This window comes from Pseudomonas sp. ZL2, from assembly GCF_054788455.1.
On record NZ_JBGOGX010000064.1, the window covers coordinates 32,276 to 46,096 of the forward strand.

The 13,821-nt window shown below is 63.9% G+C and carries 15 protein-coding genes; 11 read left to right on the forward strand and 4 right to left on the reverse strand.

All coding sequences use genetic code 11. The features are described from left to right. The first annotated feature begins 102 nt into the window (after nt 1-102). Entirely contained in the window at nt 103-675 is a 573-nt protein-coding gene (locus tag ABM562_RS27125; RefSeq protein ID WP_115085472.1) for an acyl carrier protein phosphodiesterase, read from the forward strand. Here the strand turns inward: ABM562_RS27125 and ABM562_RS27130 are convergent. Continuing rightward, a complete protein-coding gene (locus ABM562_RS27130) occupies nt 672-1,457 on the reverse strand; it encodes a lysophospholipid acyltransferase family protein (protein WP_134061444.1) in 786 nt (261 codons plus the stop codon). The genes ABM562_RS27125 and ABM562_RS27130 overlap by 4 nt on opposite strands. Further along, the gene (gene olsB, locus ABM562_RS27135) at nt 1,457-2,212 is read right to left on the reverse strand and encodes an L-ornithine N(alpha)-acyltransferase (RefSeq protein WP_460423919.1); all 756 of its coding nucleotides are present in this window, start codon (nt 2,210-2,212) and stop codon (nt 1,457-1,459) included. Before olsB ends, ABM562_RS27130 begins: the two co-directional genes overlap by 1 nt. Nucleotides 2,213-2,345: 133 nt before the next feature. Between olsB and ABM562_RS27140 the strand changes: the two genes are divergently transcribed. The 6 genes from ABM562_RS27140 to ABM562_RS27165 all read left to right on the forward strand — a co-directional run bounded on the left by ABM562_RS27140 (nt 2,346) and on the right by ABM562_RS27165 (nt 7,099). Continuing rightward, nucleotides 2,346-3,233, forward strand: coding sequence for an acyl-CoA dehydrogenase middle domain-containing protein (locus ABM562_RS27140; RefSeq protein ID WP_134061446.1), 888 nt, complete (start codon nt 2,346-2,348; stop codon nt 3,231-3,233). 63 nt (nt 3,234-3,296) lie between these two features. Continuing rightward, nucleotides 3,297-4,373, forward strand: coding sequence for a serine hydrolase domain-containing protein (locus ABM562_RS27145; RefSeq protein WP_115085697.1), 1,077 nt, complete (start codon nt 3,297-3,299; stop codon nt 4,371-4,373). Beyond that, complete coding sequence (locus ABM562_RS27150) at nt 4,370-4,666, forward strand: amidase (RefSeq protein WP_460423920.1); 297 nt, start codon at nt 4,370-4,372, stop codon at nt 4,664-4,666. Before ABM562_RS27145 ends, ABM562_RS27150 begins: the two co-directional genes overlap by 4 nt. 45 nt (nt 4,667-4,711) lie before the next feature. Further along, nucleotides 4,712-5,293, forward strand: coding sequence for a YceI family protein (locus ABM562_RS27155; RefSeq protein WP_115085477.1), 582 nt, complete (start codon nt 4,712-4,714; stop codon nt 5,291-5,293). Nucleotide 5,294: 1 nt separating this feature from the next. Next, nucleotides 5,295-6,452, forward strand: coding sequence for a phospholipase D-like domain-containing protein (locus ABM562_RS27160; protein WP_115085478.1), 1,158 nt, complete (start codon nt 5,295-5,297; stop codon nt 6,450-6,452). Nucleotides 6,453-6,517: 65 nt separating this feature from the next. Then, entirely contained in the window at nt 6,518-7,099 is a 582-nt protein-coding gene (locus ABM562_RS27165; RefSeq protein ID WP_233673898.1) for a DJ-1/PfpI family protein, read from the forward strand. 187 nt (nt 7,100-7,286) lie between these two features. On the opposite strand, the gene ABM562_RS27170 is transcribed toward ABM562_RS27165, so the two are convergent. Then, nucleotides 7,287-8,810 carry a fumarate hydratase gene (locus ABM562_RS27170; RefSeq protein ID WP_045197431.1) on the reverse strand — a complete coding sequence of 508 codons (1,524 nt, stop codon included), beginning with the start codon at nt 8,808-8,810 and terminating at the stop codon, nt 7,287-7,289. A 315-nt stretch (nt 8,811-9,125) separates the two neighbouring features. On the opposite strand from ABM562_RS27170, the gene ABM562_RS27175 reads away from it, so the two are divergent. Beyond that, entirely contained in the window at nt 9,126-10,238 is a 1,113-nt protein-coding gene (locus ABM562_RS27175) for a GGDEF domain-containing protein (RefSeq protein WP_460423921.1), read from the forward strand. Next, nucleotides 10,231-11,169 carry an iron-sulfur-binding ferredoxin reductase gene (locus ABM562_RS27180; RefSeq protein WP_460423922.1) on the forward strand — a complete coding sequence of 313 codons (939 nt, stop codon included), beginning with the start codon at nt 10,231-10,233 and terminating at the stop codon, nt 11,167-11,169. The genes ABM562_RS27175 and ABM562_RS27180 overlap by 8 nt, the downstream gene beginning before the upstream one ends. 66 nt (nt 11,170-11,235) lie before the next feature. On the opposite strand, the gene pyk is transcribed toward ABM562_RS27180, so the two are convergent. Next, nucleotides 11,236-12,687: a pyruvate kinase gene (gene pyk / locus ABM562_RS27185; RefSeq protein ID WP_115085482.1), complete on the reverse strand. Its 1,452-nt coding sequence runs from the start codon at nt 12,685-12,687 to the stop codon at nt 11,236-11,238. A 229-nt stretch (nt 12,688-12,916) separates the two neighbouring features. On the opposite strand from pyk, the gene ABM562_RS27190 reads away from it, so the two are divergent. Both ABM562_RS27190 and ABM562_RS27195 read left to right on the forward strand, forming a co-directional pair. Continuing rightward, nucleotides 12,917-13,303 (forward strand): tetratricopeptide repeat protein, encoded by a 387-nt coding sequence (locus ABM562_RS27190; protein WP_115085483.1) that lies wholly within the window; start codon nt 12,917-12,919, stop codon nt 13,301-13,303. A 126-nt stretch (nt 13,304-13,429) separates the two neighbouring features. After that, the gene (locus ABM562_RS27195) at nt 13,430-13,789 is read left to right on the forward strand and encodes a PilZ domain-containing protein (protein WP_115085484.1); all 360 of its coding nucleotides are present in this window, start codon (nt 13,430-13,432) and stop codon (nt 13,787-13,789) included. The last annotated feature ends 32 nt before the right edge of the window (nt 13,790-13,821 follow it).

A 13,821-nucleotide genomic window follows, 5' to 3' on the forward strand; every position in this document is an offset into this window, starting at 1 on the left:
CGGTATTTCGCGATATACAAATATGATGTGGTTCTGAGCTCAGCTTGAATCGCTATATCGGGTTATAACGATATGGGTGGCAGGGTGCTAGAATCCCTCCCCATGAACTACCTCGCACACCTTCATCTCGGCGGTCAGCAGCCTGAGCAATTGCTCGGCAGCCTCTATGGCGATTTCGTCAAAGGGCCGCTGCAGGGGCGCTTCCCCTTGCCGCTGGAAGCGGCGATCCGTCTGCACCGGCAGATCGATGTCTACACCGACAGCCATCCGCTGGTGCTGGCGGCGCTGTCGCGCTTTCCGCGGGAGCGGCGGCGTTACGCCGGGATCATCCTCGATGTGTTTTTCGACCATTGCCTGGCCTTGCACTGGCAGGACTATGCCGAGCAGCCCTTGAGCCAGTTCACCGACCGCGTGTATCGGGTGCTCGCCGCAGAGCCGGCCCTGCCCGGGCGCCTGGCGCAGATTGCACCGTACATGGCCGCTGATGACTGGCTGGGGTCTTACCGCGATTTTGCGGTACTTGAACAGGTGTTTCGCGGCATCGCCCGGCGCCTGTCGCGGCCCGAAGGCATGGACGGCGCGGTGGAGGAGGTGGCGGCGCTGTATGCGCCGTTGCTGGATGACTTTCGCAATTTCTATCCGCAGCTGCAGCGCTTTGCCCGGGCCAATACCTAGGCAGCCCTGGCCCGGCGTTGCTGTTGGACCGCCGGTTCGCTACCGAACAATGCCTGCTGGATCGCCTGCTGCGCCTTGAAGGCCAGGGCGGCGCGTTCTTCACCGGCGCTGGCAATCGGCGCGAGCAAATGGATCTCGACCTCAGCGCAATCATTGCTGAACAGCCGCAGCAGGTGCGAGAGCAGGTCGTCATCACCGATAAACGGCGCGATCGAATCGGTTTGCCCGTTGCGCAGGTAGCGCAGGGCCACCGGTTGCAGCGGTGTTTGCGTGTCGATGGCGCTGGCCAGCAGACGGCCGTGGAAGGTGCGCAGGCTGCGCCCGTCGGTGGTGGTGCCTTCAGGGAAAATCAACAGCGCGCAGTCTTGTTGCAGGTGCTGGCTGATTTGCTTGCGCAGCAACTGGCTGTCGTTGCCGCCACGGCGGATGAACAGGGTGCCGGCCTTGAGCGCCAGCCAGCCGGCCACCGGCCAGGTGCGCACTTCGGCCTTTGACAGGAACGACAGTGGCGCAAGCATGCCCAGCAACGGGATGTCGGTCCACGATACATGGTTGCTGACCCAGAGCGTCGGCTGTTGCGGCAACTGGCCCACCACCCGCACCTTGAACGGCAGGGCGTTGCTCAGTTTGCCCATGAACAGTTGCGACCAGCGCTGGCGGCGCTCGGTCGAGGCCGGCACGCGCAGGCGTTCATAGAGGGTGAACAGTGCGGCCATGGCCAGGCCGAACAGCACCACCAGCAGCACCCGAACCACGCGCCCATAGACGCGCAGGCGCTGCATCAGACCGCCGCCTTGAAGTGGCGGGCATAGCGCGGGCACAGCTCGTCGCGCTTGAGCAGGATGAACACGTCGGCCACCTGGAAGTCTTCGTCCCAGCATGGCTCGCCGCAAATCTTCGCTCCCAGGCGCATGTAGGCCTTGAGCAGTGGCGGCATTTCGGCGATGACGTTGCTCGGCAGGGCCAGGCTCGGCAGCGGCTTCTTCGGTTCGGCGCGCAGATGCTCGGTACACAAGTAGCGTTCGCGCAGGCGCTGCATGATCGCATGGGCCTGCACGCCACCATCCTGCATGGGAATGCTGGCGCAGCCCATCAGGTAGCTGTAGCGGCCTTCGTTGAGCACTTCGGCCAGTTCCGCCCAGAGCACGGCGATGGTGCCGCCGTTGCGGTAGGCCTGGTCGACACAGGTGCGGCCCAGCTCGAGGATCGGCCCTTGCAGGTGGCCGAGGCCGTGCAGGCTGAACTCCTCTTCGCTGTAGAAGCGCCCCAGGCTGCTGGCCGCCTGATGATCGAGCAGGCGGGTGGTGGCGACCAGGCGCCCGCTATTGAGGTCGCGCACGCCGATGTGGCGGCAATGAATGTCATAGTCATCCATGTCCAGGCCCAGTTCGGCGCCTTTGAGCTTGGCCTTGAATTCACCGCTGAATACGCTGAAACGAAGGGCCTGTGCTTCCTGCAGGGCCGCCGGGCCGACCAGGCGTTCGGCTTGCAGACGGCGTTCAGTGCTGTTGTCGCCAGAGCGAGCGATCCGAGTCATTGCGTGTCTCCATAAGCCAGCCATGGGGTTGCGGCCGGTCGACTTTGTTGTGCAAGCTCAGCCTAGGTAGATGCGGTGTCACCCCCATGAACAATTGGTGATGCTTGTATGACAGCCCTCAAGGAGCGCTTCGATGACCTGGCTGCAACGACTCAACGACCGACAGCGACACCCTCAGGCGGCCAATCTGGCCGACACCTATTCCAGCCTGCTGGCGCGCCTGGGCCCGGTCAGCCCGTTCGAGCTGGCGGTGCTCGGCGGGCGGGCCATGGCCACCCCGGGCCTGGCCTTTCTGGTCGGTTATCAGGCAGCCCTGAGGGTGCTGTGGCCGAGCGCGCCGCAGAGCCTCGGTGCCCTGTGCGCCAGCGAGCGGCGCAGCGTGCGCCCGGCGGACATGCAGGTGCGTCTGGATGACCTGCGCCTGAGCGGCAGCAAGGACTTCGTCACCGCTGGGCTCGATGCCGAATGGCTGCTGGTGGCGGCGCGCTGCGAGGCGCAAGGGCAGCCGGTGGAACTGAGCCTGGCGGTGGTCTATGCCGGCGAGCCTGGCGTACGCCTCGAACCGCTGCCGGCCTTGCCGTTGATGCCGGAAGTCGGCCATGCCCGCCTGCATCTGCAAGGGGCGTTGTGCGAGCGCCTGGCGGGGGACGGCTGGGATGCCTACGTCAAACCCTTCCGCTCGCTGGAAGATCTCTATGTGCTCAGTGCCTTGTGTGCCTGGCTCTATGGCGTCGGCCAGGAAACGGGCTGGCCGCAAGGTCTGCAATTGCGCCTTATCGGCCTGCTCGGCGCGTGCGCCGAAAGCACCCGCCAGAGCGCTGATGCCGCGGCCAGTCATCTGCTGCTGGGCGGTCTGTTTGCCCAGTTCAACGCCTTGAAGGAGGAACTCAACCAGGCGCTGCTGGCCAGCCCAGGCGAGTGGGCAACCCTGTGGCAACGCGATCAGGGCTTGCTGGAGATCGCCAGCGCCGCCCGGGCCAAACGCCTGGCCAAGGCCTGGGCCGCCGCCGGACTGTCATGAAACGCTGGCAGGCTGGGCGAACCCTGGCCTTGAGTAAGCGGCATGAGCAAAGTGGCGTGGTGGATGCTGGCTGTGTTCGCCTTCAGCAAGGCAGTGCCGGCCGAGGAATACTGGCCTGTACCTGACTGGGCGGTTGCGCACGCTACCCACCAAAACGCCTGGCAGGCGGTCGAACGCTATGCCTTCGCCCCACGCGATGATCAGCAACGCCGGGGTGTACGCACCGACGCGCTGCTGGTGATCGCCGACGGGCGCATTGTCTACGAGCACTATGCCGCGCCCAGCACCGCCGAAACTGCGCACCTGACCTGGTCGATCAGCAAGAGCGTACTGGCGACCCTGCTCGGCGTTGCCCACGCCGAAGGCCGCTTTGACCTGCAGGATCCGGTCGCGCGTTTTTATTCACCGATGCGTGCCCATCCCCAGGTGCGCATCGAGGACCTGATGCACTGGGCCAGCGGCCTGGACTGGCAGGAAGACTACGAATATGCACCGCTCAAGTCCTCGGTGGTGGCCATGCTCTACACCCGCGGGCGCGGCGATATGGCCGGCTACACGGCGGCCAGGCCCGAAGCGGTCAGCCCCGGGCAACGCTTTCGCTACTCCAGCGGCGACAGCAACGTGCTGGCGGCTGCTTTGCGTGGCATGGTCGGCGACGCTGGTTATGCGGAGTATCCCTGGCGCGCTTTGTTCGAACCGTTGGGCATCGGCAGTGCAGTCTGGGAGCGTGACGCCAAAAGTACCCTGGTGGGTTCTTCCTACCTGTACATGAGTGCTCGCGATCTGGCCCGCATCGGCCTGCTGATGTTGCGCGAAGGGCGCTGGCACTCACGGCAGTTGCTGTCCAGCGAGTGGGTTACCTTCAATCGCCGGCCGTTCCTGCAGGCTACGGCCCAACCCGGTGAAGCCAATCCGGGTGGGCACTGGTGGCTCAACCTGCCGTTGCCCGGCAGCCCGCCACCCTGGCCGGATGCGCCGCCTGATACCTACGCAGCCCTGGGACACTGGGGCCAGGCGATGTATGTGCTGCCGACGCACAGGCTGGTGATCGTGCGTTATGCCGATGATCGCGACGCCAGTTTCGCCCACAACGAACTGCTCAAGCGGGTACTGGCTGCGCTCAACGAGGTGCGGCCATGAAGCGCGTGTTGCTGGTGCTGTTGCTGCTGACAGGCGGCTGGGCCTGGTACGAACGCCAGGCCTTGATGGATTTCCCCGGCATTCTCAGTGCCTACTCGGCCAAGGAATACTGTTCGTGCCGTTATGTCATGGGCTTTGATTCGCAGTATTGCCAGGGCTACGTGCAGCAGTACCTGCCGCTGAGTCGCCTGGACGAGGACCTGCAGCAGCGGCTGATCAGCGCTGCCGGGCTGGGGATAGAGAATCGTGCGCAGTGGCTGGGCCCGCGCGAGGGCTGTCGCTTGCTGCCGTGAAGGCAGCCGGGTAAGGTTGGCGATCATTGTGTTACAGGATTTCACATGTTCAGTCTGCCGCGTCTTCTGCTTGCCCTGCTGGTCGTCTTGAGTCTCCCTGCCCAGGCCAATTGGCACCTGGATGGCGAGTCGTCACGCCTGTCGTTCGTTTCCAGCAAGAATGGCGACACCGCCGAGGTGCATCGCTTCCTCGTCCTGCATGGCAAGGTCGATCGCAAGGGCGCCGCCGAGTTGCAGATCGAGATGGACTCCAACAGCAGCAGCGTGCCGCTACGTGATGAGCGCATGCGCAAGGAGCTGTTCGAGTTCAGCAAATTCCCCGAGGCCAAGGTCAACGCACAGATCGACCTGCGTCCGATCAACGACCTGGCCAACGGCGCCCAGGTGGAACTGCGCCTGCCGCTGACCGTCAGCCTGCATGGCAAGCAGCACAGCTACAGCGCCCTGTTGCTGGCCACGCGCCTGGATGAGCGGCGCTTTCAGGTGGTAACCCTGGAGCCGTTGATGCTGCGTGCTGATGATTTCGATCTGCTCCCGGGGCTTGCCACTCTGCGCAAGCTGGCCGGGCTCAAGTCCATCAGCCCGTCAGTGCCGGTGGCCGCGGTGCTGATCTTCACGGCGCGCTGATATGGCCGGACCGGTCTTTCCCTGGCGCGATGGCAATCAGTTCGAGCTATTGATCGACGGTCCGCAATTCTTCCCGCGCATGCTCACCGCGATCGTGCGCGCTGAGCATCAGGTCGACCTTGAGTTGTACCTGGTCGAAGCGGGGGCCTGTGCCGAAACCATGGTCCAGGCCCTGGTACAGGCCGCCGAGCGCGGTGTGCAGGTGCGTTGCCTGTTCGATGACTACGGTTCACTGGCCTTCACCCTGAGCTTGCGCCAGCGCTTGCTGGCCGCCGGCGTCGAGTTGCGCTGGTACAACCGCCTGCGCTGGCGCCGGGGCTTTCGCAACCTGTTTCGCGATCACCGCAAGTTGCTGTTGGTTGACCAGCGCTGGGCAGTGGTGGGCGGCACCGGCGTTACCGACCAGTTCTGGACGCCAACGGAAGACGTCAGTGAATGGCACGAAGTGATGGTGCAGATGCAAGGCCCGCTGGTGGCCGACTGGCAGATGCTGTTCGACCGCCAGTGGCGGGCCAACTTGCGCCGTACGGCCTGGCGGCCACCGACCCATTTCGGCCTGTCGCGTTTGCCACGGATACCGCTCAGTGGCGCCGGCATGGGGCGGGTAGCCTACGCCGATGCCCGCCAGCACCGGGATATCCTGCAGTCGCTGGTGCGTGCCCTGAACAGCGGCCAACGGCGCATCTGGCTGGCCACACCGTATTTCTTGCCGACCTGGAAAGTCCGTCGCTCCCTGCGCCGCGCCGCGTCCCGGGGTGTCGATGTGCGATTGCTGCTGACCGGGCCACGCACCGATCACCCTTCAGTGCGTTACGCCGGCCATCGCTATTACCCGCGGCTGTTGCGCGCCGGGGTGAAAATCTTCGAGTACCAGCCGTGCTTCCTGCACCTGAAAATGGTGCTGGTGGATGACTGGGTGAGCATCGGCTCGTGCAACTTCGATCACTGGAACCTGCGCTTCAACCTTGAGGCCAACGTCGAAGCAATCGACCCGCCGTTGACCGCAGACGTGGCGGCAAGCTTCGAGCGCGACTTTGCCCAAAGCCTGGCCGTCGACCTGGCCCACTGGCATGCGCGGCCGTTGTGGAAGCGGGTGCAGCAACGCTTGTGGGGCTGGCTTGATCGCCTGGTGGTCAACCTGCTCGACCGGCGTGATTGAGCCTGTCGCAAGCTGACGGTCTATGGTGTCTTTACCTTTCCATTGCACCTGAAGGAGTTGATGACATGGCTGCGAAGAAGATTCTGATGCTGGTTGGCGACTACGTTGAAGATTACGAAGTGATGGTGCCGTTCCAGGCCCTGCAGATGGTTGGCCATAGCGTGCATGCAGTGTGCCCGGGCAAGAGCGCCGGGCAGACGGTGCGCACTGCGATCCACGATTTCGAAGGCGATCAGACCTACAGCGAAAAACCCGGGCACAACTTCGTGCTCAACTTTGATTTTGCCCAGGTCAAGGCTGATGACTACGACGCGCTGGTGATTCCGGGGGGCCGGGCACCGGAGTATCTGCGCTTGAACGAACAGGTGCTGGCGCTGGTCAAGGCGATCGATCAGGCCGGCAAACCCATTGCCGCGGTGTGCCATGGCGCACAGCTGCTGGCGGCGGCTGGCGTGCTCGAAGGGCGCGAGTGCAGCGCTTACCCGGCCTGTGCCCCGGAAGTGCGCCTGGCCGGAGGGCAGTATGTCGAGATCGCCGTCGATCAGGCCCATGTGCAGGGCAACCTGGCCTCGGCACCTGCCTGGCCGGCGCACCCGGCGTGGCTGGCGGGTTTCCTGCAACTGCTGGGTACGCGCATTACCCTGTGAACCAAGGTGCTGGCCGAAGTACGAGCGCTTCGCGCTCGATCGCCGGCAAGGCCGGCTCCCACAGGTCAGGTGCATGAAGAGCCATTGTGGGAGCTGGCTTGCCAGCGATGAGGCCGGTACAGGCAATAAAAAAGCGGCAGGGGAATAATCCCCCTGCCGCTTTTTTCTATCAGCAAACCTTTACGGCTTACTTCACTTCCACCGCCAGGCTTTCAGCGATCTTGTGCTGCCAGATCGCTGGGCCGGTGATGTGTACCGATTCGCCGTTGCTGTCGACCGCGACGGTGACCGGCATGTCCTTGACCTCGAACTCGTAGATCGCTTCCATGCCCAGTTCGGCAAATGCCAGGACCTTGGACTTCTTGATCGCCTGGGCTACCAGGTAGGCAGCGCCGCCGACGGCCATCAGGTACACGGCCTTGTTGTCCTTGATCGCTTCGATGGCGGTCGGGCCGCGCTCGGATTTGCCGATCATGCCCAACAGGCCGGTTTGCTCGAGGATCTGACGGGTGAACTTGTCCATCCGCGTCGCGGTGGTCGGGCCGGCCGGGCCAACCACTTCGTCACCAACCGGATCAACCGGGCCAACGTAGTAGATGAAGCGACCCTTGAGGTCGACCGGCAGTTCTTCGCCCTTGTTGAGCATCTCGACCATGCGCTTGTGCGCAGCGTCGCGACCGGTGAGCATCTTGCCATTGAGCAGGATGGTCTCGCCCGGCTTCCAGCTCTGCACGTCTTCCGGGGTCAGGGTGTCGAGGTTGACACGGCGGGCCGACGGGCCGGCTTCCCAGACGATTTCCGGGTAGGCGTCCAGCGATGGCGCTTCGAGGTCAGCCGGGCCGGAACCGTCGAGCACGAAGTGGGCGTGACGGGTGGCGGCGCAGTTAGGGATCATGCACACCGGCAACGAGGCGGCGTGGGTCGGGTAGTCCATGATCTTGACGTCGAGCACGGTGGTCAGGCCGCCCAGGCCCTGGGCGCCGATGCCCAGCTGGTTGACCTTGTCGAACAGCTCCAGGCGGATCTCTTCGATGCGGTTCTGCGGGCCACGGGCCTTGAGCTCGTGGATGTCGATGGATTCCATCAACACTTCCTTGGCCATCACCGCGGCTTTCTCGGCGGTGCCGCCGATGCCGATGCCGAGCATGCCCGGTGGGCACCAGCCAGCACCCATGGTCGGAACGGTCTTGAGCACCCAGTCGACGATCGAGTCGGACGGGTTGAGCATGGCCATCTTCGACTTGTTCTCGGAGCCGCCGCCCTTGGCCGCCACGTCCACTTCCACGGTGTTGCCCGGGACGATGGAGTAGTGGATGACCGCCGGGGTGTTGTCCTTGGTGTTTTTACGCGCACCTGCCGGATCGGCCAGGATGGAGGCACGCAGGACGTTTTCCGGCAGGTTGTAGGCGCGGCGCACGCCTTCGTTGATCATGTCGTCCAGGCTCATGGTCGCGCCGTCCCAGCGAACGTCCATGCCGACGCGCACGAACACGGTGACGATACCGGTGTCCTGGCAGATCGGTCGGTGGCCGGTGGCGCACATGCGCGAGTTGATCAGGATCTGGGCGATGGAATCGCGCGCAGCAGGCGACTCTTCACGCAGATAGGCCTCATGCATGGCCTGGATGAAATCAACGGGGTGGTAGTACGAAATGAACTGCAGGGCGTCGGCAACGCTCTGAATCAGGTCGTCTTGCTTGATCACGGTCATGCAGCGCGCTCCTCTTAAAGACGGGAACATTCATTAAGGTATTTCGACGCGGACTGGCCGAGGTGTCGAAACGACCTTCAACAGGCGCCAACGCAAGGCTGTCGGCGCAAAAAAGGCGCGGCAGTATAGCGCGCATCCGCCGCTGGTACACGTACCAAAGGTCCCCACCAAGGTCGGCAGTGGCCGGGCACTGTTCTTGCCTGAGCGTTTGCCCGAGCGATTTGTGCAAACATGGCAATTATTCTTCACACACCCTAAAGTGGCGGTTGGCCATGCCCCATTCCTCTGCCCTGGCCAGAGCACGGTGAGTCACCTGTGACCGAAACAGCGCTGCAGAAACTTCTTCTCAAACGCTTTCTCATGGCGGCTGGCACTTATCTGCTGGTGTTGGCGCTGGTCTGGGTGGCGCTTTTGAGCGGTCATCTGCAAGCCTCCCTGAATGCTTTGCTGCTGGGTAGCGGCCTGTTGCTGGTGTGCCAGTTGCTGCTCGGCTGGGTATTTGCCAGCGGCCACAACCTGCGTTTTAGCGACCCGAGCCTGACCGAATTCCAGGTGTTGCTGGCGATCGCCTGGCAAACCTGGCTGTTGGCCCAGCTTGACCAGGGCCGCGGCACCTTCCTGATGTTCTACCCCTTGATCCTGATGTTCGGCCTGTTTCACCTGAGCGGGCGGGTGTTTGTGCGCTGCGCGCTGCTGGTGTTGTGCAGTTTCGTTGGGCTGATTGCCTGGGAGGCTTGGCAGACAGCACATTTCGACGGGTCGTTGCTGGCGTTGCAGGCCTGTGCCTTGCTGGTGGTGCTGTGCTGGTTGTGCCTGTATGCCCGCTATGTTCAGGCCGCACGCCAGCGCATGCGCCAGCGGCGCTATGCCCTGCAAGCCCATCAGGACACCTTGCGCGGCATGATGCGCCAGCTTGAAGACCTGGTCGCCACCGACGAGCTGACCGGCCTGTTCAACCGTCGGCACTTCCTGAGCCTGGCCACCTGCGAACTGGAGCGGATGCGCGCGGACAGTTGCCATGGCCTGGCGCTGATCGACCTCGACCATTTCAAGCGTATCAATGATGTGTATGGTCATGCCGCCGGTGACCAGGTGCTGCAGGTGTTTGCCACGATCGCCAGCGACTGCCTGGGTGACACTGCAGTACTGGCCCGTTACGGCGGTGAAGAGTTCGTGCTGTTGCTGCCTGATTGCAGCGAAGAGCAATTGGCCAGCTGTTGCGAGCGGCTGCGCAAGGCTTTTGCCCTGGCCCAGCCACCGGCCGTCGGATTGCGGGTCGAACCGTTGAGCCTGTCGGCAGGGATGACTCTGCTGAGCGAAGGTGATGACCTCGATGATGCCCTGCAGCGCGCCGACCAGGCCCTGTATCGGGCCAAGCGCAGCGGACGCAATCGCTGCCTGGCCGCCTGGGAGGCCGTCGATGCCTGAGTTGCGGGTCGGTGAGCGGCAATGGACGGTGGCGCCGGGCAGCAACCTGCTCGATGCCTTGAATGATGCCGGGTTGTCGGTGCCCTACAGTTGCCGCGCGGGCAGTTGTCACGCCTGCCTGGTGCGCTGCCTGCAGGGCCAGCCGGGGGATGCCCGGCCCGATGCCCTGGCGGCGGACAAACGCCAGCAAGGCTGGCGCTTGTCGTGCCAGTGCAGCGTCGAGGAAGACTTGCAGGTGGCCTTGTTCGACCCGCTCCAGGATGGCTTGCCGGCCCAGGTTACCAGCCTCGACTGGCTGAGCCCGACCGTGCTGCGCCTGCGTCTTGAGCCACAAAGATCGCTGCGCTATCAGGCCGGCCAGCACCTGGTGTTGTGGAGCCCGAACGGGGTCGCCCGGCCTTACTCGCTGGCCAGCCTGCCGGGGGAGGAGGGCTTTCTGGAGTTTCATCTCGATTGCCGGCAACCCGGCGCTTTCTGCGATGCCGCGCGGCAACTGAGTCTCGGTGCAACGCTGCGCCTGGGCGAATTGCGCGGCGGGGCCCTGCATTACGATCCGGACTGGCAGGAACGCCCGTTGTGGCTGCTGGCCGCCGGTACGGGGCTGGCGCCGTTGTGGGGGATTCTGCGCGAGGCGCTGCGCCAGGAGCATCACGGCCCGATTCGCTTGCTGCACCTGGCCCATGACACCCGGGAACATTACCTGGCGCCGGCCCTGGCGGCGCTGGCCAGCCGCCACCCGCAGCTGCAGGTCGAGCTGCTGACCCCGGCTCAATTGCCCCAGGCCCTGGCGGCGTTACGTTTGCAGTCACGCCAGACCGTGGCCCTGGCGTGTGGCTCTGCAGCCAATGTCGAACAGTTTTCCCGGCGCATGTTCCTCGCCGGCCTGCCGCGCAACCAGCTGTTCGCCGACATTTTCATCGGTCACGCCTGATTCCGGCCAGGCAAAAAAAAGCCCCGCAGCACAGGCTGCGGGGCTTTGTTCAGCAATGTCCGAGCATCAGACCAGCGAATCACCGACGTGCAGGATCTTCATGCCGTTGGTGCCACCGATGGTGTGGTAGCTGTCGCCTTTGGTCAGGATCGCCCAGTCACCTGGCTCGACCGCGCCACGCTGCAGCAGCTCGTCGACTGCCGCCTGGCTGACTTTCTCGGCCGGCAGGGCTGCCGGGTCGAAGGCCACCGGGTACACACCACGGAACATCGCGGCGCGGGCCAGGGTGGCGCGGTGCGGCGAGAAGGCGTAGATCGGCACCGAAGAACGCAGGCGCGACATGATCAGCGGGGTGTAGCCACTTTCGGTGAGGGCGATGATCGCCTTGACGCCGGGGAAGTGGTTGGCGGTGTACATGGCCGCCAGGGCGATGCTTTCGTCGCAGCGCTCAAAGCGGGTGTGCAGACGGTGGCTGGACTTCTGGCTGGTCGGATGCTTTTCCGCGCCCAGGCAGATGCGCGCCATGGCCTGTACGGCTTCGATCGGGTAGGCACCGGCGGCACTTTCGGCCGACAGCATCACCGCGTCGGTGTTATCCAGCACAGCGTTGGCCACGTCGGATACTTCGGCACGGGTCGGCATCGGGTTCTGGATCATCGACTCCATCATCTGGGTCGCAACGATCACCGCCTTGTTGTTGCGGCGGGCGTGCTGGATGATCTTCTTCTGGATCGCGATCAGCTCGGCATCGCCGATTTCCACGCCCAGGTCGCCACGGGCAACCATGACTGCGTCACTGGCGGCGATCAGGCCGTCGAGGGTCTCGTCATCGGCGACCGCTTCGGCGCGCTCGATCTTGGCCACCAGCCAGGCGCTGCCGCCGGCTTCGTCGCGTAGGCGACGGGCGTATTCCATGTCGGAGGCATCGCGTGGGAAGGAAACGGCCAGGTAGTCCAGGTCCATTTCGGCTGCCAGCTTGATGTCGGCCTTGTCTTTTTCGGTCAGGGCCGGGGCGGTCAGGCCGCCGCCGCGACGGTTGATACCTTTGTGGTCGGACAGCGGGCCGCCGATCAGTACTTCGCAGTGCAGGGCATCGGCAGTGGCGCTGGTTACGCGCATGACCACGCGGCCGTCGTCGAGCAGCAGTTCATCACCGACGCCGCAGTCCTTGACCAGGTCCGGATAGTCGATGCCGACGATTTCCTGGGTGCCTTCGGTCAGCGGGTGGGCGGTGGAGAAGGTGAAGCGGTCACCGACCTTGAGTTCGATACGCTTGTTGCTGAACTTGGCGATACGGATCTTCGGCCCTTGCAGGTCACCGAGCAGCGCCACGTGGCGGCCCAGGCGGGCGGCGATTTCGCGGATCAGGCGCGCGCGAGCCTTGTGCTCGTCAGGCGTGCCGTGGGAGAAGTTCAGGCGAGCGACATCCAGGCCGGCAAGGATCAGTTGCTCGATCACTTCCGGCGAGTTGCTGGCGGGGCCAAGGGTGGCGACGATTTTGGTACGGCGGATGGTCATGCACAGACTCCTATAGTGAAGCGCAGCGAAAGGCTACTCCGGAAAATCGCTGTAGTCATTGTTCCTTTGCACTACCTGCCGGTTAGCGCGGGTGGCGTTTGAACGGCGGCAGGGCCCGAGCGCGGCCGCTGTGGGGGCGGGCTTGCCCCGCGATGAGGCCCTTGCAGCCAGCAACGTCTACAGATTTTCCGTACAAAGCCGATACACTGCTCAATACAGGAGATCCCCCATGCGAGCCTTGATCGTTTTAGCCCTGGCCACCAGCGTCGTCGGCTGTACCCGCTGGTCGATGGACCATCATTTGAACAACGCCTACCGCGCCTATGACCGGGGCAACTGCGAGAAGGTGATGCTGGAGCTGTCCCAGGTCGAACGCACCAGCCGTGCCCGACCGTTCATCCAGCCGGAAGTGTCGCTGCTGCGCGGCCAGTGCCTGGAACGGCAGAAGCTGTTCGTCGATGCGGCACAGACCTACCAGTTCATCCTTCAGCGCTACCCACAGAGCGAATACGCCTTCCGTGCCCGTGCCCGCCTGCAGACCCTCGAGCAACTGGGCCACTACCGCACCGGCGAAGCGGCGATTGCCCGCCCGGTCACGACCACGCCTTGGCGTTAATACTAAAGTCAGCAGGTCTGATTGTGACGCGCGGGTCAGGGTGCGCTAATCTTGTTGCTGAGATGAATGAAAATCAGCAGCCCTAGCGCGGCCCTGCTAAAAGGGTCTTCGACAGCGATCCCGACCATGTTTGACGAGCGCCGCATCGAGCGTCACCAGCTCCCTTATTTTCTCAAAGTCTTCAACCGCTTCACCGACCAGCCCATCGGCTACCTGGGAAATGTGTCTGAAGACGGCCTGATGCTGATCAGCCAGTTGCCGATGCTGGTCGGCCCGGATTTCGAGTTGCAACTCAAAGTCCCTGGTCGCGACGGCACCGTGCACCCGATCAACCTTACCGCCAGCTGCCTGTGGAGCCATGAAGACCAGACGCCCGGGCATTACGACTCCGGCTTCATGCTGCTGCAGGCGCCGCGCGACTACGAGCAACTGGTGCGCGCCCTGCGCAACTATTTCAGCTTCCATCCGTTGAACGCTTCGGCCTGACGCTGGCCGTGACGGGCCTGTGGCCCTAGACT

Bases quoted from the DNA above. Each gene is read 5' to 3' on its own strand.
- ABM562_RS27125 (WP_115085472.1), top strand. From the start codon at position 103: ATGAACTACCTCGCACACCTTCATCTCGGCGGTCAGCAGCCTGAGCAA.
- ABM562_RS27170 (WP_045197431.1), bottom strand. From the start codon at position 8,810: ATGACCGTGATCAAGCAAGACGACCTGATTCAGAGCGTTGCCGACGCC.
- ABM562_RS27145 (WP_115085697.1), top strand. From the start codon at position 3,297: ATGCTGGCTGTGTTCGCCTTCAGCAAGGCAGTGCCGGCCGAGGAATAC.
- pyk (WP_115085482.1), bottom strand. From the start codon at position 12,687: ATGACCATCCGCCGTACCAAAATCGTCGCCACCCTTGGCCCCGCCAGC.
- ABM562_RS27190 (WP_115085483.1), top strand. From the start codon at position 12,917: ATGCGAGCCTTGATCGTTTTAGCCCTGGCCACCAGCGTCGTCGGCTGT.
- ABM562_RS27195 (WP_115085484.1), top strand. From the start codon at position 13,430: ATGTTTGACGAGCGCCGCATCGAGCGTCACCAGCTCCCTTATTTTCTC.
- ABM562_RS27165 (WP_233673898.1), top strand. From the start codon at position 6,518: ATGGCTGCGAAGAAGATTCTGATGCTGGTTGGCGACTACGTTGAAGAT.
- ABM562_RS27180 (WP_460423922.1), top strand. From the start codon at position 10,231: ATGCCTGAGTTGCGGGTCGGTGAGCGGCAATGGACGGTGGCGCCGGGC.
- ABM562_RS27130 (WP_134061444.1), bottom strand. From the start codon at position 1,457: ATGCAGCGCCTGCGCGTCTATGGGCGCGTGGTTCGGGTGCTGCTGGTG.
- olsB (WP_460423919.1), bottom strand. From the start codon at position 2,212: ATGACTCGGATCGCTCGCTCTGGCGACAACAGCACTGAACGCCGTCTG.
- ABM562_RS27150 (WP_460423920.1), top strand. From the start codon at position 4,370: ATGAAGCGCGTGTTGCTGGTGCTGTTGCTGCTGACAGGCGGCTGGGCC.
- ABM562_RS27160 (WP_115085478.1), top strand. From the start codon at position 5,295: ATGGCCGGACCGGTCTTTCCCTGGCGCGATGGCAATCAGTTCGAGCTA.
- ABM562_RS27140 (WP_134061446.1), top strand. From the start codon at position 2,346: ATGACCTGGCTGCAACGACTCAACGACCGACAGCGACACCCTCAGGCG.
- ABM562_RS27155 (WP_115085477.1), top strand. From the start codon at position 4,712: ATGTTCAGTCTGCCGCGTCTTCTGCTTGCCCTGCTGGTCGTCTTGAGT.